The following is a 14,803-nucleotide window of genomic DNA, read 5'->3' on the forward strand; positions in this document are numbered from 1 at the left end:
ATTCATACCTTAAACCCAACGCCCTAACGTGGGTGCCGCCCTGAACTCTTTTCAACTGCCGCAATACGGACCCAACTCCGCATAACAGGCAAAGCATTGAACCCATCATCTGATCTCCAGGAGAGACCGAAATGACGAAACAAAAAGTAACCCAAACCGGCCGTAACAGCAACCTGGCCCATATGATTGCCACAGTCCTGATCGTGGTGATGGTTGCAGCAGGCTACATGACAGCGATTTCTGACCTGCCTGTTACTATTTGACAGGCTGGCCAAAACAGGGCGGCATCCATACCTTAAACCCAACGCCCTAACGTGGATGTCGCCCTAACTTTTTAAACTCGAGGGAACGAGGATGATTAAGAAAAACAAACTGGCCGGATTTCTGTCAGTTATTTTGCGCATCATCTACATCATCTCTCTCGTGGCGATGGTGGTGTTGGGTATCTTGTCGGTCGCGACTTTTTTTGCTGCGCCGCTTGAGGGGGTTCTGAACCGTATTCATGGTGTGGATCTGGATCTTAATGATTTTGCGATGTCCGAATTTGTTGATGTCGCCAAGAGTTTCATTACTGCCGTAATGTTTGTGGTGGTTTCCCGTTGTCTGATGGTCGTTCTGCAAACGATCTCCGACGGAACGCCGTTTGAGACGGATAACGCTGCCAGGTTCAGCATTATTGCCAAAGTGGTGGTGTATGCCGAGCTGGCCAAGTTCGCGGTGGTGCCGGTGTCCGGTCTGATCGCAATGATATTGGGTATTGAGTATGGTGAAGGCGGACAGCTTTCTCTCAATCTGACGAATTTTCTGGGCGCCGGGATCGCACTTGTTCTCGCAGAAGTGTTCCGTGAAGGAGCGCGCCTGCGTGAAGAGCAGGAGTTAACGGTTTAACGCATGGCAATCAGTGTAAAACTCGACAGGATTTTGCTGGAACGCGGCATGTCACTGACTGAATTGTCAGAGCGGGTCGGTGTGACCATCGCCAATCTGTCCATTCTGAAAACCGGCAAAGCCAAAGCGATCCGATTTTCCACGCTGGAAGCGATCTGCAAGGAGCTGGAATGTCAGCCGGGCGATATTTTGAGCTTTGACGAAGAGGGAAATTGATACTACATTATTAGTATTAAGGAGAGAAATCATGCAGGCGCGCAAGGATACCATGTTGTCACAAACCAACCATGTTGCCTCAAGGGGGTTCAGCCTGTTTGTGCGGAACGCCGTCATGCTCTCGGCTATTGTCACCGTTCTTGCGCTTGTCGTGCTCAATTTCACGCTCCCCGCCGCCCCTCATTCGGATACAGTCATCTATTCAACGGCAGGCGTTGACAGATCACAACCCGTCGGCCGGGATAGCCGATAGGCCTTCTTGAAGCGGCCAGCGGGAAGCACCATTTCAGTGTCAGGGCGTTACAACAGGAGGGACTATCCATGTGGCTATGGCTATTATGGTGGTGTGTTGATGATCATCTGGCGGAAGCGTTTGAAACACCTGGCCTTGGCGAACTGCCAATATGGTTGCCGCTGATCATCAGTCTGGCAATATCATTCACATTCTCGAAAAATGTCAGTAATGGCTGAACCGGACTTCTGCTTTAGCGGGCCCTGATGACTTCATCACGCAAAAGGCCCGGTCTGCGTTGGTGATAGCGGCGCATGTAAAACCCAACGATCGCAACCCAGAAAAGCAGCATCCCGAAAAAATAATAAAAACCGCCAAGGTCATGCACATAATATTGCAATGCCTCAGGCGGAATGTCGGTGACGATCCGGGTTTGCCCGCTGTCATCGAGCATGACAGTGGCGACAACTTCAGACGGGTTCGGAATAAACCCGAACCGATGCATGGCCCAGTCACCGCCTGCCAGCAGGCCCATCATCAAGGGGGAGCCAAGCAGAAATGTTGCAATAACCGCCAGACAATAGCCAGGGCCCCGTGGGCGCTCTGCCCGTGTGTAAATGCTGGCGAAAGTCTCTGCGGTAAAGCCTTCCACGAATTCCGGCTCGGCAGATTTCAGGCGCTCATACTCAAACTGGGCTCCTTCTGCCAGCTCACGTTCAATGCGGGCACACCACCATCGATAAAGCGCATAAAGCCCGCCAACGATAACCAGACAGAACAGAATGTAACTCAACAAGGCGCACCTCAGAATAACACGACACCAGACAGTAGACGGGATGAGACTGTTTGCAAAGCGCCCGGCCAAATGCTGAAGTTTTAATTATTGTCCGGCGGCATGGTTGCGGTCTGCTCACGCATTTTGTGCAATGCCCTTTGCAGCGCGTCGGCTAGTTCTCCGCGTTCCGCCGGTGACAGAAAAGCCCCGAGCACCAGCGTCTTGCCGTGACTGACAAGCTGCAACTGGCTTTCATGTTGTACGGGGCGCTCCATTTCCACGCGAGTCCAGAACGGCTGGAGCCGCCACCGGCTTTCATGACCGGACGGGAGAACGCGGCAGACCCATAATTCGTCGGCGGTCATGAGCACCCGCTCATGCAGTCGGCCCTGTTTGTAGCTGAGGCGAAAAGCCAGCCAGACAGCGAAAATATCAAGGCCTGCAAAAAACAGGACAGGCCATGCTCCCAGAACCAGATACCAGATGCCAGCGAGGACATTGAAGACGATCACAACTGTCATGACCGCGATAAAGCCTGCATTTGGCAGAGAGCGGTTGGGATAAAGGAGTGCGTTAAAGAGCAATGGTTCTTCAGATTGATCCCCGGTGGGCGAGGCGTCAGCCATTGCTTTGCCTTGTATCAGGGGGGGCATGTTCTCGATGACCTGTGTGCGTGCCATGGACAAAATCTAGGCCGCACACCGTATGGCGGCAAGTTAAAGACAGGTTGGTCTAGTGGTAATTACCCGGCCAGGCGCTGCTATGATGGCATGAAAAAAATGCCTGCGGCACTGGCGAAAGCCCCCAAAACCGGCTTAGGTAAGGTATTATTAACCAAGTTAATGGGCTTCGCGGCCCGACATCGCCACAAAAGGGAGACCCAGATGAGCGACTACATCGAGAACGTCCGCAAATACCGCTCCAACGCCAGTGAGGAAACAGTCGACAAGATCGTCAAGCATCTCGGCATTGCCCTGCGCAACCGGGACTCTTCTCTTGTTTCCTGTTCAGACAAGTCCGAGCTGGAGCGTGTGCGCGAGAGCTGGTGCAAGAAAAAGCTGGCCTCAGACAAGTCTGACGCAGAGCTGGACGAAGTAATCAATGAAGTTTGTGTGCAGATGGCTGATGAAAAAAGCAACAAGCACCGCGTCACTTTTTATTACCTGGTCGCCGATAAGCTGGACAAGCTCGTAACGCTTTAAGCAACCTTATTGAGCATTTAATCTCGGGCAGGTCGCAGTGATGCGCACCTGCCCTTTTGTTTGATGAATATGAGGGGCGCCATGCCCAAAAATATGACCCGTGCCAATGTTGCGGCATTTTATGAAACTCTGTCGAAGGTTAAACCAGAACCTGATACAGAACTGACCTATCACGATCCGTACACCCTCCTTGTGGCTGTGACGCTTTCTGCACAGGCAACAGATGTTGGTGTCAACAAGGCAACGGCAAGACTTTTCCCGGTGGCTGATACGCCGGAGAAGATGGTCGCGCTTGGCGAAGAAAAACTGGGCGAGCATATACGGACAATTGGGCTGTGGCGCAATAAGGCAAAGAATGTCATCAAACTTTCCCAGATCCTGCTTGATGAGCATGGCGGAATTGTACCCGAAGACCGGGATGCTTTGCAAAAGCTGCCGGGCGTTGGTCGCAAGACAGCCAATGTTGTCTGCAATGTTGCTTTTGGCCAGCCGACCATTGCCGTGGATACCCATATTTTTCGGGTCTCAAATCGCACGGGTCTTGCCCGTGGCAAGGACGTCTTGGCCGTTGAGCAGCGCCTGGAGAAAGTGACCCCGCCAGAATATTTGCAGCATGCCCACCACTGGCTGATCCTGCATGGCCGCTACATTTGCAAGGCAATGGGCGACCCGGAATGCTGGCGTTGCCCGGTCAGGGATCTGTGCCTTTATGCGCCAAAGACACCGGAAGGGGGCTTCCCCAAGCAGAAGAAAACGGTCAGTAAGAAGGCGGCAAAATCAATGCGCAGCAAACCAGCCCTAAAATCTGCTCGCAAAAAGAAACCATCTGTGAAGGACAAGGCATGACGGATTCCCCCCCCGACCTTATAGACCGCCTGATTGTGCCCCTGGATGTGGCAACGCCAGAAGAAGCAGAAACAACGGTTGCGTTACTCGGTGATGCAGCGAGATTTTACAAGATTGGTTATCAGTTGATGCCGGTGGGGGGCTCAGGCCTTGCCCGCCGCCTGTTGAACAAGGGCAAGAAGGTTTTCCTCGATTTCAAGTTTCTTGATATTGGGGCGACCGTTGAAAAAGGCGTCGCCAGTGCTGCACGACTGGGCGGTGATTTTATTACCATACACGCAGACCCGGACGCGCTGGCGGGCGCATTGCAGGGTCGGGGAAGTAATGAACGTCTGAAGATACTGGCTGTGACAGTTCTGACCAGCTGGAATGCGGACACACTGAAGGCTTACAAAATTGATATGTCAGTGCACGATCTTGTTTTGTATCGGGCGGAAATGGCAGCCAATGCCGGGGTGGACGGTATTGTCGCTTCTGCACAGGAGGCTGCCTCTATCAGAGCGCGCTTTGGCCATGACCTGACGATTGTAACACCGGGCATTCGCCCAAAGGGTGCCCGAACTGACGATCAGAAGCGTGTTGTAACGCCCGCAGAAGCCATTCGCGCCGGCTCGGATCATCTGGTCATCGGCCGCCCTATTCTCAATGCACCAAATCCCAAGGATGCTGTTCGTGTTGTCATGGAGGAGATGACCTCTGCCCTGGCAGAGGGTGAGGGTTGAGGAGGCTGACAGCCATCTGCGGGCTTTGCAGTTGTATCATTTGCGTTTTATACTTTCCCAAAACAGGAGACGCTTATGGCTGATGCCAGTACACCGGAAGCACGCGCTACCTTTTCATCGATGACAGAGGGCACCCAGGAAGACTGGATGAAAATTGCCGTTAATGCGATGGCCTTCAACAAGGGGCTTGCCACGCGTGTGCTCGATCACTTGCGCATTCTCGATGGGGATTTCGGGGGTTTCCCGGTGGATCGTCTGGAGCACAGCCTGCAGACAGCAACGCGCGCGCATCGTGACGGGCGAGATGAAGAATATGTCGTTTGCGCCCTATTACACGATATTGGGGATACGCTCGGGTCCTACAACCATCCTGACATTGCGGCGGCAATTCTCAAACCGTTCGTATCCGAAAAGAACCACTGGATGGTTGAGCAGCATGGCATTTTCCAAGGGTACTATTTCTTTCATCATATCGGTATTGACCGAAACATGCGTGACCGGTTCGAGGGGCATGAGTTTTATCAATATACGGCAGAATTCTGCCACAAATACGATCAGGCCGCCTTTGACACTGATTATGATACGATGCCGCTGGAGGCCTTTGAGCCGATGGTCCAGCGTGTTTTTGAAGCGCCCAAGCGCTCAATTTACATGGATGCGCTGAAAGATGATGCGTGAGCTGGAGACGCTTACATCTCTTTGCTTTTACCCTCGAAAGGGTTCAGCTTTTTGAGCAGTAATTGCAGTCCGCCCCGGTTTTCCTTCCGTGCCAGCGCTTCTTCGCTGATCAGGAAAGTAGTCTGAATGACATACCGCTCACCGGCGAATGGCGGGTGCCCATGCCAGCTTGTGTCTGATCTGGCAAAGGCAAAAACATTGCCGGCCAGCGGTGAGACTTCTTCTGCAAAATCATCCATATCCTGATCGCCATTCAGAGCGCGAATGGCACCGCCCGCCGCATCGTCCCAGCCATCGTTAAGATAGATCAGCATGGTGCAGATTTTTGACAGGCTGTCATTATGGATACGCCCGTCGCCCACCTTTGAAAGCTTGCGCACAGTTATCATGCGCGGCTTGTCCCGCAATTCAAGGTTCAATTTGTCAGATAGCACGTCGGCGAGTTCAGGTGACTGCAGGTCGTCAATCAGGCCAGCAAATGCACCATGGCTGTCGAGCTTTGACAGGGGCAGATACCCGGTTTTACGAATATCAGGGTAATCCTGACGCACCTGTGCGGCCTGGTCCGGGGTGACAGCCCCCTCAGCAACGATATAGGTAAATGGTGTGGTCCGGGTCTGGGCGGCCCGCAGGGCATCAAAATTCAACATCTCTCAATCACACGACAATCTGTTAGCAGTTTAGCATCATCAATTTTGGGCGTAATACTGCAAAAATGAGGCAAATGCCAGATTTGAAAACCGGATCATTGATAATGCCAGCGGGTAAAAAACCGGCTGGACAATTTGCGCGTGGCGGGTTCTTTTCTGCGACGAACTGGATGTGAGGTAACGGTGAGTCAGAAGACCGTCATTTGCATGAAATGGGGTACCCGCTATGGGCCGGAATTTGTCAACCGGCTTTACGGCGGGGTCACGCGCAATATCACTGGCCCTTTGCGTTTTATCTGTTTTACTGACGACAAGACAGGTCTGTCACAAGGTATCGAAGTACAGCCGCTGCCCCGTATCAACCTGCCAGAGAAGTATGAATGGACGCCATGGCGCAAGCTTTCCTGCTGGCAGTACCCCCTTGCTGATATCGAAGGAGATATCCTTTTTCTGGATATTGATCTGATTGTTGTTGGCTCGCTTGATGACCTGTTCGCGTTTGCGCCGGGTGAATATTGCGTGATCGAAAACTGGACCCAGAAAGGAAAGGGCATCGGTAATACGTCTGCCTACAGATTTCCAGCCGGGAAATATGAGCAACTGTTCGAGATATTTGATTCAGACCCGGGAAAAGTGCTGGAAGAGTGTGGGATTGAGCAGCAATATATTTCCAAATATATCCCCAACCAGCGTTTCTGGCCCGCAGAGTGGTGTCTTTCCTACAAGCATGACCTCGTGCCTAAATTCCCGATGAACTGGCTCAAACCCCCGGCACTGCCAGAAAATGCACGACTTATCGCCTTTACGGGTCGTCCTGACCCTGATGAAGCAAGAGCTGGCCAGTGGGAGGCACCCTGGTACAAGAAGTTCTACAAGCACGCCAAACCGGCAAGCTGGATTGATGATCACTGGCGTTAGGTGTCTGGAGGCTTGAGATAAATGGCAGACCGTAAAAGCAGATTGAAGCGCAAGCTCAATGGTCGATACATTGCCTGGCAAGCATCATATGCGCTCGTGAATACGTTGCCTTTCTTGCGTGCGCCATTGAATTTTTTTGGACGTGCAGTATCAGCGGCGACACTGCCGGAAGCTGAAATTATTCAGACGTCAACAAGGCATTCCACCCCCTTCACTGACGCCCAGCAGGCATTTATTCGTGATGCCTGTGGTGATGACAAGGGACGCTATCTCAGCGCGCCGCCGCCGGACTACTGGGCTGGCGATGTAACGGTTTCAGTCCGTTATGCACTTTTGCAGGAAGCGACCTTCTATGCACATGCAGGCTCGATCGCGGATAAAAGTCGCGGCGTTATCGTCTCTGACACGCCTGAACGCCCTAACTGGAACCATGATAAAATTCGTTTCAGGACACAGAAGACAAGGGCACAAGCTGCCCTTTCCATTCCTGTTCGTCGCTATACAAATTATTCTCACTTTCTGTTTGATTACGCTCTTCCGGTTATTCGCTTCCTGCAGGAAAATCCTGAAAGGCGGCAGGGGGCTGCATTTTATCTCGTCGAAGGGCAGCCTGCATTTGTGCATATTCTCATTACCAAAGTGGCCAGTCATTTTGGCATGAGCGTTCATGAAATTCCGCGCAATGCTCAACTTACAGCGCCTCTCATGTTGCAATACGAAGTAGAGGCGCCTTGCAGCACGTGGACATGCGCGACACCGGAACTGGCCGCGACGGTGCGGCAGATTTTGCTGGGTAGTGGGCCGGTGGAGAACAACGCGCCGTGGCGCAAGGTTTATCTGCATCGCGATGGAGCGAAATGGCGGAACCTCGATAATGCAACTGAAATTCGTCACTTCATGCAGGCTCAGGGTTTTGAGGTCTTTACGCCGCAGCAGGACAATTTTCTCGATCAGGTGCAGCTGATGTCGGAAACCAGCGTGCTTGTCTCCGCGCATGGTGCGGCCTTGACAAATCTTCTGTTCATGCCGGTAGGAGGGCACGTCATAGAGTTCTTTCCGGAAGATTTTGCCATAAGTTGTTACTTGAGTGCTGCCAGATTCGCCGGGCACGCGCATGCATCAGTGTGCGGCATCAATACTGGCGGCAGGCAGAATTACGCTATTGCAGAACCTGCCCTGCAATCTGTAATCGAACAATTTTTGGACTCAGCTTAGTATGAAGATCCTTTTCGCCAACAGGCTCTTTCCAGATGGTTTCACCAGTTCCAGTACAACCGCAGACGGGCTGGGAGGGATTGAAATTGCGACCCAGCACATAGCCAGAGAGCTGGTGTTGATGGGGCATGAAGTGTCGGTTGCCGTGAATATACAACGTACAGTGAAAGAGCAGGGAATAACCTGGCAGCCTGCCTGTGAGTTGCAGTCCTGTCTCTCCGAGGATCATGGGCTGGATGCAATTATTTCCAGTAATGATTCCATGCCCTTTGTATGGCGTGGAAATAGCAATAGGGCCCTTTGTTTTCTCTGGCAGCATAATCCGATGCCTCTGGTGAAGGCATGGCGGAAGAAACAACTTTCACCCATCCTGAAGACAAAACCTCATTTGGTGTGTGTGGGGAGCTATCTTAAGAAAAGCTTCTCATCACTGTATCCCTTTGCATCCCGGGCGGTAATTGGGCTGGGCGTCAGCGACATATTCAAGCATGACCCAGTGGGGTATATTCCCCGGCGGGCAATCTGGCTTTCACAGTCACAGCGCGGCCTGAAGGAAACGCTGACGCTCTGGATGGAGAAGATTGCGCCAAATGTGCCTGACTCAGAGATGCTTGTGTTTAGTTGTCAGCACCGCGAGAAGGAATATGACCCTGACGCGCTGAAAAGAGCTGGTATCAAGTTCATGCCGCGTATCTCTCAGGAGAAGTTAGCACATTACTTGAATCGTTCACGGATCATGATTTATCCGGGCGCAAGGGACGAAACATTTTGCCTGGCCGCAGCCGAAGCGTTGTGTAGCGGCGTGCCTGTTGTCACGCGTGGCATTGGTTCGCTTTCAGAGCGAGTCAGGCATGGCGTGGATGGGTTAATTCTGCAGTCTGACCAAGAAACGGCGGAAGCCGGCATCAGGATACTATCTGATGATGCATACTGGCGGAATTTACGAGATGGCGCACTTGCGGCTCGCGATCAGTTGAGTTGGTCAAGCGTTGCGCAAGAGTGGGTTTCGCATATCGATGCTTTGAAAAGACAGTAGTGATCTGGCCTTGCGCTGATATGCTTCATATTACCGTTTGTGAAGGATGATCCATCACAAACGGCTTGCCGGTAGCCTATAGCTGGTTGGCGCTGAATGTATCGCAGTCTTCCATCCGCCCGCTGTCAAACCCGGATCTGAACCAGCGCTTGCGCTGATCGGAAGATCCGTGTGTGAAGGAATCCGGCATTGGGGTGCGACCGGCTTGACGCTGCAGGGTGTCATCACCAATAGCATTTGCTGCATTAAGCGCCTCTTCAAGGTCGCCAGCTTCAAGGGCAAACATATTGTTCTCATGATAGGCCCACACACCGGCCAGACAGTCTGCCTGGAGTTCCATCTTCACCTGCAGAAGGTTCTGTTCTGACTGTGGCTGACCCTGCTTGGCGCGCTGCACCTGCTCAGATACGCCGGTTATGGTTTGAATATGATGGCCGACCTCGTGGGCAATAACGTAGGCCTGTGCAAAATCACCGTCTGCGCCGAAACGCTGGGCGAGTTCCTTGAAAAAACCTGTGTCGAGATAAACTTCTCTGGTTGCCGGACAATAGAAAGGGCCGACAGCCGATGTTGCATAGCCACAGGCACCGGCCTGAACGCCGCCCGAGAACAGATTAAGCTTTGGCTCCTCATAGGCCATCCCGCGTTTGCGGAATTCGGCGTTCCAGACATCTTCTGTGGAGGCGAGAACCGTGCAGACGAACTGGTCTGTCTGGTCCCCCTCAGTGCAGGGATTTATATTGGACTGGCTTGAGCCACCACCAACTTGCGCTGTTTGTGGGGCTCCGCCCATCAACAGGCGCAAGGGGTCAACGCCTGCAGCTTGAAGGGCGAAGAAGGCGACAACCAGGATCAGGATGCCGCCAATGCCAAACTTCGAAAAGATGAAGCGAATGGCAAGAAAGATGAGACCGCCGCTGGCAAGGCCCCCGCCGGAACCGCCGCCTTCACCGCGCCGGTTCACCACATTGTCACTTTTCCGTCTGTTCTGCCAGCGCATCACACCCTCCTTGAAATGGATCCGGCCATGGCCAGATCTTCAAACCTCGGGCGAAAGACAACCACGCCGCGCGGTAAAATGCAATGGCACTGAGGGCTCCACCCGATGACAGGCGAACCCTCAAGAGGCGCTAGCTCAGGCGCGTTTGCTGCGATTGAGGAACCAGATTCCGATACCCACAGGAACCAGTAACCTGATTGCCATATCAGCAAGCAGGGCGACGCCAATCGGTGGGAATTCAATGTCCGAGACGTCAAGGATAGACATAAAGGACTCCAGAATACTGCCACCGTCTCCCATCGCGACAATATAGGCTGCGCCACCAGCCAGAAGCGTCAGGTTGTAGCCTGTGTGTGCCCCTGCTGCCGCTGCAACAGACCCGGTTGCACGGGACATGGCTGCAAACATGTACCCAAGTGCGGCCGTGAGAATGATGTAATACACACCAACGGCAGGATTAACCAGCAAGCGGTCTCCATGCGCGAAACCGAAAAACAGCGATGACAGGAGAATGCCGGCAGAAAGTCCATGACGGGCGCCAAAGCCACTATACATCCAGCCGCGGAACATGACTTCTTCACTGGGTGCTTGCACCATCACGACGACAAACAGAATAACAAGAGCGATGGCAAACTGACTGGTTTGCACCAGTGACCAGTCAGGCTCTCCTTCGGGAACGGCGCCCCAGATATCGCCCAGAAAGACTGTCGGAATTGTCAGCAATAAAGCCAACGTGATGCCGCCAATGAAGCCGGGCCAGAATTTTGCGCCATAAAGGAAATCTCCCAGACCAGCCGAGGCAAGGGACCGCTTCTCCATTTTTACCTTCACTATAGAGAGTAAAATTGTACCGCCAAAGAAGCCTATGACAAAGCCCACAACCGCAGGGACCACAATTTCGGCAGGCGGGTTGGCCGCCAGCGCTTCCTGGTCCATATTCTCGCCCAGAAGCATGGCAGCGGAAACACCGGCCAGAATCCCGGCAACGATTATGCCGATGACTGCGGCAAGAAGCCACATGACCAGTCCCTGCAGCCACCCCCACCAGCCGCTGACGGGCCTGGCTGTTTCCGGTATTTCAGCAAAGACATGTGCCTTTGCCTGGAATTTTTTAGTCGTATCAATTTGTGTTTCGTCAGTCATTTTACCCCTCCAAAGGTCTGGTTGACGTTTTTTGCAGTCTGCTTTCGGGAATAGGCATCGTCAGTTTACGCCTCTTCATCCTGAAAAATCTGTTCAATCGGCTTTTTGAATAGTTTTGCAATTTTGAATGCCAGCGGCAGGGACGGGTCGTAGCGTCCTTTCTCAAGCGCATTAACGGTTTGTCGCGAAACACCGAGGCGCTTTGCAAGTTCGCCCTGACTCCAGCCATGCTCATCTCTCAGTTGTGGTAACATGTTGTTCATCTGTGACTTACCGTGCCTGCCTTTTTTTACTCAGCATAAGGAGCATAGCAGTCAGCCAGTAAACGGCATATATCGCCGCTACATGGATATCCGGTGCACCGAGATAGTCTCTTGCCAGTCCCCACAGTGTTGTCATCAGCAACAGGACGACGCCTGCAGATGCAATCGGGCCGACAGACATAGTTCGCCAGAACTCGTCAATGTTATAAAAGCGCCAGCATTCATAGACGCACCAGAACAGGCTGAGCACGAAGACTGATACCAGTAAGAAAGTGCCGGTTTCGTCAGGACCGATGCCATCCATGATATTTATGGGACTCATGTCATTATCAAGAATGAGTCTGCTCAATACCAGACCATGAATGAGTGAAGCGATGGTCATGCGAAATATAATCGCGCGCTGCAGGGGATCAGTCATGTCCCCAAAGATCATATCCATCAGCTCGCGCCCTTCTTCGTCTTTAGGTCGCAAGTTGTAACCGATAGTTAGAATAACGCCCGCGAGTGCCAAGCCTATAATCACCCAGAGCGGGTTGCCCGTATCTTCTGTTCGGGCCACCGTGAAGCGGAGGATACCGGCAGAGAAAGCCACGATAAGAAAGAACATTCCAATCAGTCTAAAAGCACGCATGGACATGTTTTATACTCCTGGCCGTTGAAAATGACGCATGGCCATATAGGCAGTGGGAATTGCCAGCAGAACGACGGCGATTGCATCAATGGTGAAATCGAGTCCGTGAGTTGAGCGATAGAGAATCTTGCCAGTGAAGAAGCCGAGCACGGACAGCAATCCGCAAAAAAGCAAATGCAATCCAAAAACCTTCGGTAATCTTTCCATCATGTCCTCCTTACCCGGTATTCCTGCGAGAAAAACGCGTCAGGTACACGCCCACCTTCATTGCGACGAAAGTGGCTGCGGCAAAAAACGTGAGGAAAAGGAACGCCGACAAGGCGAACGGCTCTCCCTGCTGGATCAGATAAATCATCTCGCCACAGAACTTGCCTGACCAGTAAAAAAGCGTAATGCCCAGAAAGCAGGCCAGAATGTTCCGTAAAAACAGGGTGTCAGAAATATTCATTTTTGAACTCCTTTCAGGTCTTGGTTATTCGGCCAGAGCAGGTTGATCTTCCTGGCCGTCCTTTTTCTTGCCCCGCTTGAGAAAGCGGTCTTTCAGCTCACCAAAGCTGTCGAACTTGATAAGAACCAGGCCCATCAGCAGGAACCAGCTGGTGAACGTGAAGGCAGCGGGAATATTCAGCAGGAAAATCTTTCCTATATGCTTGCGGTTGCGGATCAGACCCAGAAATGTGGGAATGAACCAGATAACCAGTGTGACAACGCCAATAATGGCAATCTGCATTGGGGTGAATGATTTCACCTGTTCAATCATGCTTGAGAAGCCGTCGGTCATTTGACCCTCCAATGTTATGTTGTAAAGCATCCTTTACACCTCTAGTCAAAAAAATTCAGAACAATGTCTCTGTAAAGCCACCTTTACAGAACAGGATATAGGTTGTCAAGCGAGCTTTACAACGCGCTAGAATTTATTTGCTGAAATTGTTTGTCAGGCACCGGTGCGGTTGGCCGTGACCTGTTTGATGAAGGAATCGATAACCCCTTTCCAGCGGGAGAGGCGGCTGGAAACATGCTCTGTCGTGACGCCGCCGGTCAGATCAATATGATAGTCGACGCCAATCTGGTTCTTTCCTTCAATAAGGTTAAGCGCGCCCATCAAAATGAGCCTCGTTGAAATTGTTGACGACCCGGAAGTCACCTGCATTAACCGGACGATTCAGGTCAAAGTTGGCAAAGAAGAGGAGCCGACGGCAGGCCAGAGGGTCTCCGCCGCAATCCATGGCGCGAACGACAAAGTTCAGATCACCAGCTGTTCCCATGGCGACCGGCGCGCCAGTGTCGCGATCCGCAATGATACGGCCACCAAATCCGGCATCTGCCAGCAATTTCTCAATATCATCCCCAGACATGCTGTCTTTTATTTCGGCCGCAGTTGCGCTTCCGGCAAAGACGAAAAGCGTAATGATAACAGATAGAAATACCGACTTCATGGTGAAACCCCCTGATAGATACCCAACTTCAGGGTACACTGGCTCAAAAACAGCCTCTTTGTCCATGGGTGATTGATCTCGCGATGGCGGTCTTGTCCATCACAAAAAACAGCCATTGGGGCTGTATGCACCGGAAAACAGGTGTAACGCGTTGACAGTCAGGGCTTCTCATCTATTTTCTGCCCTCGAGGGATTTCAACAAGGTTCACATGGCCAATCACGCAACTGCACCCGTTTCACCCCATCTTCAAATCTGGCGCTGGACTGTCACCATGGCAGCTTCGATTTTTCAGCGTGTAACCGGTGTCGCTCAATATTTCGGCGCTATCCTGCTGACGATCTGGCTGGCGTCTGCTGCCATGGGTGACCAGGCGTTCAATACAGTGCAGTCACTATTCGCCTCGCCATTGGGTACGATCGTTCTGTTTGGCTATTCCTGGTCAATCTCATTTCACCTGATTAATGGATTGCGCTTTCTTTTTTGGGATGCCGGCTACGGATTTAAAATCAAGACCGCAAACCTCACCGGCTGGCTCGCATTTGGTGGTTCAATCATCTTAACGGCAATCATCTGGGCCGTGGTTATTTTAACTGGCGGGGGGAGCTGAGACATGGCTGAAAAAGGTACGCCGCATTTCATTTTTCAGCGCGTTACGGCGCTTGTCATGGTGCCGCTGACGGTCTGGTTTGTCGCCTCACTCATCGCACATTCCGGTGACTCCCGGATGGAGCTGATGGAATGGATCGCCCACTGGCATGTGGCTGTGCCATTGTCCATTCTGCTGCTGGCCGGGTTTTTTCACATGCGGCTGGGCATTGAGGTGGTCATTGATGACTACATCCACAAACCCGATACGCGCGGGATGCTGCATTTCCTCAATACACTCTTTGCCCTGATCCTTGGCGCGATCGCCGTATGGTCGGTCATCGCCATTACCCTGATCGTTTGATC

26 protein-coding genes are annotated in these 14,803 nt (G+C 52.3%); 14 read left to right on the top strand and 12 right to left on the bottom strand.

Annotation, left to right across the window (positions count from 1 at the left end; all coding sequences use genetic code 11):
- Positions 1-131 precede the first annotated feature (131 nt).
- The 5 genes from RAL90_RS14935 (at position 132) to RAL90_RS14955 (ending at position 1,575) form a co-directional block, all read left to right on the top strand.
- A complete protein-coding gene (locus RAL90_RS14935) occupies positions 132-263 on the top strand; it encodes a hypothetical protein (protein WP_306252051.1) in 132 nt (43 codons plus the stop codon).
- A gap of 91 nt (positions 264-354) precedes the next feature.
- Positions 355-888, top strand: a complete 534-nt coding sequence (locus RAL90_RS14940) for a DUF2975 domain-containing protein (RefSeq protein WP_306252052.1) — start codon at positions 355-357, stop codon at positions 886-888.
- 3 nt (positions 889-891) lie between these two features.
- Positions 892-1,104 carry a helix-turn-helix transcriptional regulator gene (locus RAL90_RS14945; RefSeq protein WP_306252054.1) on the top strand — a complete coding sequence of 71 codons (213 nt, stop codon included), beginning with the start codon at positions 892-894 and terminating at the stop codon, positions 1,102-1,104.
- A 31-nt stretch (positions 1,105-1,135) separates the two neighbouring features.
- Entirely contained in the window at positions 1,136-1,357 is a 222-nt protein-coding gene (locus tag RAL90_RS14950; protein WP_306252056.1) for a hypothetical protein, read from the top strand.
- A gap of 68 nt (positions 1,358-1,425) precedes the next feature.
- Complete coding sequence (locus RAL90_RS14955; RefSeq protein ID WP_306252058.1) at positions 1,426-1,575, top strand: hypothetical protein; 150 nt, start codon at positions 1,426-1,428, stop codon at positions 1,573-1,575.
- 14 nt (positions 1,576-1,589) lie between these two features.
- On the opposite strand, the gene RAL90_RS14960 is transcribed toward RAL90_RS14955, so the two are convergent.
- Together RAL90_RS14960 and RAL90_RS14965 are read right to left on the bottom strand one after the other, a co-directional pair.
- The gene (locus RAL90_RS14960) at positions 1,590-2,129 is read right to left on the bottom strand and encodes a hypothetical protein (RefSeq protein WP_306252060.1); all 540 of its coding nucleotides are present in this window, start codon (positions 2,127-2,129) and stop codon (positions 1,590-1,592) included.
- Positions 2,130-2,212: 83 nt separating this feature from the next.
- Positions 2,213-2,791: a DUF2244 domain-containing protein gene (locus RAL90_RS14965; protein WP_306252061.1), complete on the bottom strand. Its 579-nt coding sequence runs from the start codon at positions 2,789-2,791 to the stop codon at positions 2,213-2,215.
- Positions 2,792-2,995: 204 nt separating this feature from the next.
- Between RAL90_RS14965 and RAL90_RS14970 the strand changes: the two genes are divergently transcribed.
- From RAL90_RS14970 to RAL90_RS14985, 4 genes are all read left to right on the top strand, one after another.
- Complete coding sequence (locus RAL90_RS14970) at positions 2,996-3,313, top strand: DUF2853 family protein (RefSeq protein ID WP_306252063.1); 318 nt, start codon at positions 2,996-2,998, stop codon at positions 3,311-3,313.
- A gap of 93 nt (positions 3,314-3,406) precedes the next feature.
- Entirely contained in the window at positions 3,407-4,159 is a 753-nt protein-coding gene (nth, locus tag RAL90_RS14975; protein ID WP_372340486.1) for an endonuclease III, read from the top strand.
- Positions 4,156-4,881 carry an orotidine-5'-phosphate decarboxylase gene (gene pyrF / locus RAL90_RS14980; RefSeq protein ID WP_306252068.1) on the top strand — a complete coding sequence of 242 codons (726 nt, stop codon included), beginning with the start codon at positions 4,156-4,158 and terminating at the stop codon, positions 4,879-4,881. Before nth ends, pyrF begins: the two co-directional genes overlap by 4 nt.
- A 75-nt stretch (positions 4,882-4,956) precedes the next feature.
- Positions 4,957-5,559, top strand: a complete 603-nt coding sequence (locus RAL90_RS14985; protein WP_306252070.1) for an HD domain-containing protein — start codon at positions 4,957-4,959, stop codon at positions 5,557-5,559.
- An 11-nt stretch (positions 5,560-5,570) separates the two neighbouring features.
- On the opposite strand, the gene RAL90_RS14990 is transcribed toward RAL90_RS14985, so the two are convergent.
- Positions 5,571-6,209, bottom strand: a complete 639-nt coding sequence (locus RAL90_RS14990) for a 2OG-Fe(II) oxygenase (RefSeq protein ID WP_306252071.1) — start codon at positions 6,207-6,209, stop codon at positions 5,571-5,573.
- A gap of 207 nt (positions 6,210-6,416) precedes the next feature.
- Here RAL90_RS14990 and RAL90_RS14995 point away from each other — a divergent pair, with 207 nt between their 5' ends.
- The 3 genes from RAL90_RS14995 to RAL90_RS15005 are packed head-to-tail and all read left to right on the top strand — an operon-like array spanning position 6,417 to position 9,378.
- Positions 6,417-7,127, top strand: coding sequence for a hypothetical protein (locus RAL90_RS14995; RefSeq protein WP_306252073.1), 711 nt, complete (start codon positions 6,417-6,419; stop codon positions 7,125-7,127).
- Between the two features lie 21 nt (positions 7,128-7,148).
- Entirely contained in the window at positions 7,149-8,342 is a 1,194-nt protein-coding gene (locus RAL90_RS15000; protein WP_306252075.1) for a DUF563 domain-containing protein, read from the top strand.
- 1 nt (position 8,343) lies between these two features.
- Positions 8,344-9,378 (top strand): glycosyltransferase family 4 protein, encoded by a 1,035-nt coding sequence (locus RAL90_RS15005; protein ID WP_306252077.1) that lies wholly within the window; start codon positions 8,344-8,346, stop codon positions 9,376-9,378.
- A 76-nt stretch (positions 9,379-9,454) separates the two neighbouring features.
- Here the strand turns inward: RAL90_RS15005 and RAL90_RS15010 are convergent, their stop codons facing one another.
- The 9 genes from RAL90_RS15010 to RAL90_RS15050 form a co-directional block, all read right to left on the bottom strand.
- The gene (locus RAL90_RS15010) at positions 9,455-10,378 is read right to left on the bottom strand and encodes a neutral zinc metallopeptidase (protein ID WP_306252079.1); all 924 of its coding nucleotides are present in this window, start codon (positions 10,376-10,378) and stop codon (positions 9,455-9,457) included.
- A 135-nt stretch (positions 10,379-10,513) separates the two neighbouring features.
- Entirely contained in the window at positions 10,514-11,521 is a 1,008-nt protein-coding gene (locus tag RAL90_RS15015) for a CPBP family intramembrane glutamic endopeptidase (protein ID WP_306252081.1), read from the bottom strand.
- A 65-nt stretch (positions 11,522-11,586) separates the two neighbouring features.
- On the bottom strand, positions 11,587-11,784 hold the full coding sequence (locus tag RAL90_RS15020) for a helix-turn-helix transcriptional regulator (RefSeq protein ID WP_306252082.1): 198 nt from the start codon (positions 11,782-11,784) through the stop codon (positions 11,587-11,589).
- Positions 11,785-11,791: 7 nt separating this feature from the next.
- Positions 11,792-12,415, bottom strand: a complete 624-nt coding sequence (locus tag RAL90_RS15025) for a hypothetical protein (RefSeq protein WP_306252084.1) — start codon at positions 12,413-12,415, stop codon at positions 11,792-11,794.
- Positions 12,416-12,424: 9 nt separating this feature from the next.
- Entirely contained in the window at positions 12,425-12,625 is a 201-nt protein-coding gene (locus RAL90_RS15030; protein WP_306252086.1) for a hypothetical protein, read from the bottom strand.
- A 7-nt stretch (positions 12,626-12,632) separates the two neighbouring features.
- Complete coding sequence (locus tag RAL90_RS15035; RefSeq protein WP_306252088.1) at positions 12,633-12,863, bottom strand: hypothetical protein; 231 nt, start codon at positions 12,861-12,863, stop codon at positions 12,633-12,635.
- Positions 12,864-12,887: 24 nt separating this feature from the next.
- Complete coding sequence (locus tag RAL90_RS15040; protein ID WP_306252090.1) at positions 12,888-13,196, bottom strand: hypothetical protein; 309 nt, start codon at positions 13,194-13,196, stop codon at positions 12,888-12,890.
- A gap of 153 nt (positions 13,197-13,349) precedes the next feature.
- Entirely contained in the window at positions 13,350-13,517 is a 168-nt protein-coding gene (locus RAL90_RS15045) for a hypothetical protein (RefSeq protein WP_306252092.1), read from the bottom strand.
- Positions 13,504-13,851 carry a hypothetical protein gene (locus tag RAL90_RS15050; RefSeq protein WP_306252094.1) on the bottom strand — a complete coding sequence of 116 codons (348 nt, stop codon included), beginning with the start codon at positions 13,849-13,851 and terminating at the stop codon, positions 13,504-13,506. The genes RAL90_RS15045 and RAL90_RS15050 overlap by 14 nt, the downstream gene beginning before the upstream one ends.
- Positions 13,852-14,060: 209 nt before the next feature.
- Between RAL90_RS15050 and sdhC the strand changes: the two genes are divergently transcribed.
- Positions 14,061-14,459: a succinate dehydrogenase, cytochrome b556 subunit gene (sdhC, locus tag RAL90_RS15055; RefSeq protein ID WP_306252096.1), complete on the top strand. Its 399-nt coding sequence runs from the start codon at positions 14,061-14,063 to the stop codon at positions 14,457-14,459.
- A 3-nt stretch (positions 14,460-14,462) separates the two neighbouring features.
- On the top strand, positions 14,463-14,801 hold the full coding sequence (gene sdhD / locus RAL90_RS15060) for a succinate dehydrogenase, hydrophobic membrane anchor protein (protein ID WP_306252098.1): 339 nt from the start codon (positions 14,463-14,465) through the stop codon (positions 14,799-14,801).
- Positions 14,802-14,803 lie beyond the last annotated feature (2 nt).

Source organism: Parvularcula sp. IMCC14364, from assembly GCF_030758415.1.
In the GTDB taxonomy this organism is placed as follows: Bacteria; Pseudomonadota; Alphaproteobacteria; order Caulobacterales; family Parvularculaceae; genus Aquisalinus.

Excerpts from the sequence above, each read along its gene's own strand:
- sdhD (WP_306252098.1), top strand. The coding sequence starts at position 14,463 with ATGGCTGAAAAAGGTACGCCGCATTTCATTTTTCAGCGCGTTACGGCG.
- RAL90_RS15050 (WP_306252094.1), bottom strand. The coding sequence starts at position 13,851 with ATGAAGTCGGTATTTCTATCTGTTATCATTACGCTTTTCGTCTTTGCC.
- RAL90_RS14970 (WP_306252063.1), top strand. The coding sequence starts at position 2,996 with ATGAGCGACTACATCGAGAACGTCCGCAAATACCGCTCCAACGCCAGT.
- RAL90_RS14995 (WP_306252073.1), top strand. The coding sequence starts at position 6,417 with ATGAAATGGGGTACCCGCTATGGGCCGGAATTTGTCAACCGGCTTTAC.
- RAL90_RS15020 (WP_306252082.1), bottom strand. The coding sequence starts at position 11,784 with ATGAACAACATGTTACCACAACTGAGAGATGAGCATGGCTGGAGTCAG.
- RAL90_RS14945 (WP_306252054.1), top strand. The coding sequence starts at position 892 with ATGGCAATCAGTGTAAAACTCGACAGGATTTTGCTGGAACGCGGCATG.
- RAL90_RS15040 (WP_306252090.1), bottom strand. The coding sequence starts at position 13,196 with ATGACCGACGGCTTCTCAAGCATGATTGAACAGGTGAAATCATTCACC.
- RAL90_RS14990 (WP_306252071.1), bottom strand. The coding sequence starts at position 6,209 with ATGTTGAATTTTGATGCCCTGCGGGCCGCCCAGACCCGGACCACACCA.
- RAL90_RS15005 (WP_306252077.1), top strand. The coding sequence starts at position 8,344 with ATGAAGATCCTTTTCGCCAACAGGCTCTTTCCAGATGGTTTCACCAGT.
- RAL90_RS15010 (WP_306252079.1), bottom strand. The coding sequence starts at position 10,378 with ATGCGCTGGCAGAACAGACGGAAAAGTGACAATGTGGTGAACCGGCGC.
- RAL90_RS15015 (WP_306252081.1), bottom strand. The coding sequence starts at position 11,521 with ATGACTGACGAAACACAAATTGATACGACTAAAAAATTCCAGGCAAAG.
- pyrF (WP_306252068.1), top strand. The coding sequence starts at position 4,156 with ATGACGGATTCCCCCCCCGACCTTATAGACCGCCTGATTGTGCCCCTG.
- nth (WP_372340486.1), top strand. The coding sequence starts at position 3,407 with ATGACCCGTGCCAATGTTGCGGCATTTTATGAAACTCTGTCGAAGGTT.
- RAL90_RS14955 (WP_306252058.1), top strand. The coding sequence starts at position 1,426 with ATGTGGCTATGGCTATTATGGTGGTGTGTTGATGATCATCTGGCGGAA.
- RAL90_RS14985 (WP_306252070.1), top strand. The coding sequence starts at position 4,957 with ATGGCTGATGCCAGTACACCGGAAGCACGCGCTACCTTTTCATCGATG.
- RAL90_RS15030 (WP_306252086.1), bottom strand. The coding sequence starts at position 12,625 with ATGATGGAAAGATTACCGAAGGTTTTTGGATTGCATTTGCTTTTTTGC.
- RAL90_RS14935 (WP_306252051.1), top strand. The coding sequence starts at position 132 with ATGACGAAACAAAAAGTAACCCAAACCGGCCGTAACAGCAACCTGGCC.
- sdhC (WP_306252096.1), top strand. The coding sequence starts at position 14,061 with ATGGCCAATCACGCAACTGCACCCGTTTCACCCCATCTTCAAATCTGG.
- RAL90_RS15045 (WP_306252092.1), bottom strand. The coding sequence starts at position 13,517 with ATGGGCGCGCTTAACCTTATTGAAGGAAAGAACCAGATTGGCGTCGAC.
- RAL90_RS15025 (WP_306252084.1), bottom strand. The coding sequence starts at position 12,415 with ATGCGTGCTTTTAGACTGATTGGAATGTTCTTTCTTATCGTGGCTTTC.
- RAL90_RS14950 (WP_306252056.1), top strand. The coding sequence starts at position 1,136 with ATGCAGGCGCGCAAGGATACCATGTTGTCACAAACCAACCATGTTGCC.
- RAL90_RS14965 (WP_306252061.1), bottom strand. The coding sequence starts at position 2,791 with ATGGCACGCACACAGGTCATCGAGAACATGCCCCCCCTGATACAAGGC.
- RAL90_RS15000 (WP_306252075.1), top strand. The coding sequence starts at position 7,149 with ATGGCAGACCGTAAAAGCAGATTGAAGCGCAAGCTCAATGGTCGATAC.
- RAL90_RS14940 (WP_306252052.1), top strand. The coding sequence starts at position 355 with ATGATTAAGAAAAACAAACTGGCCGGATTTCTGTCAGTTATTTTGCGC.
- RAL90_RS15035 (WP_306252088.1), bottom strand. The coding sequence starts at position 12,863 with ATGAATATTTCTGACACCCTGTTTTTACGGAACATTCTGGCCTGCTTT.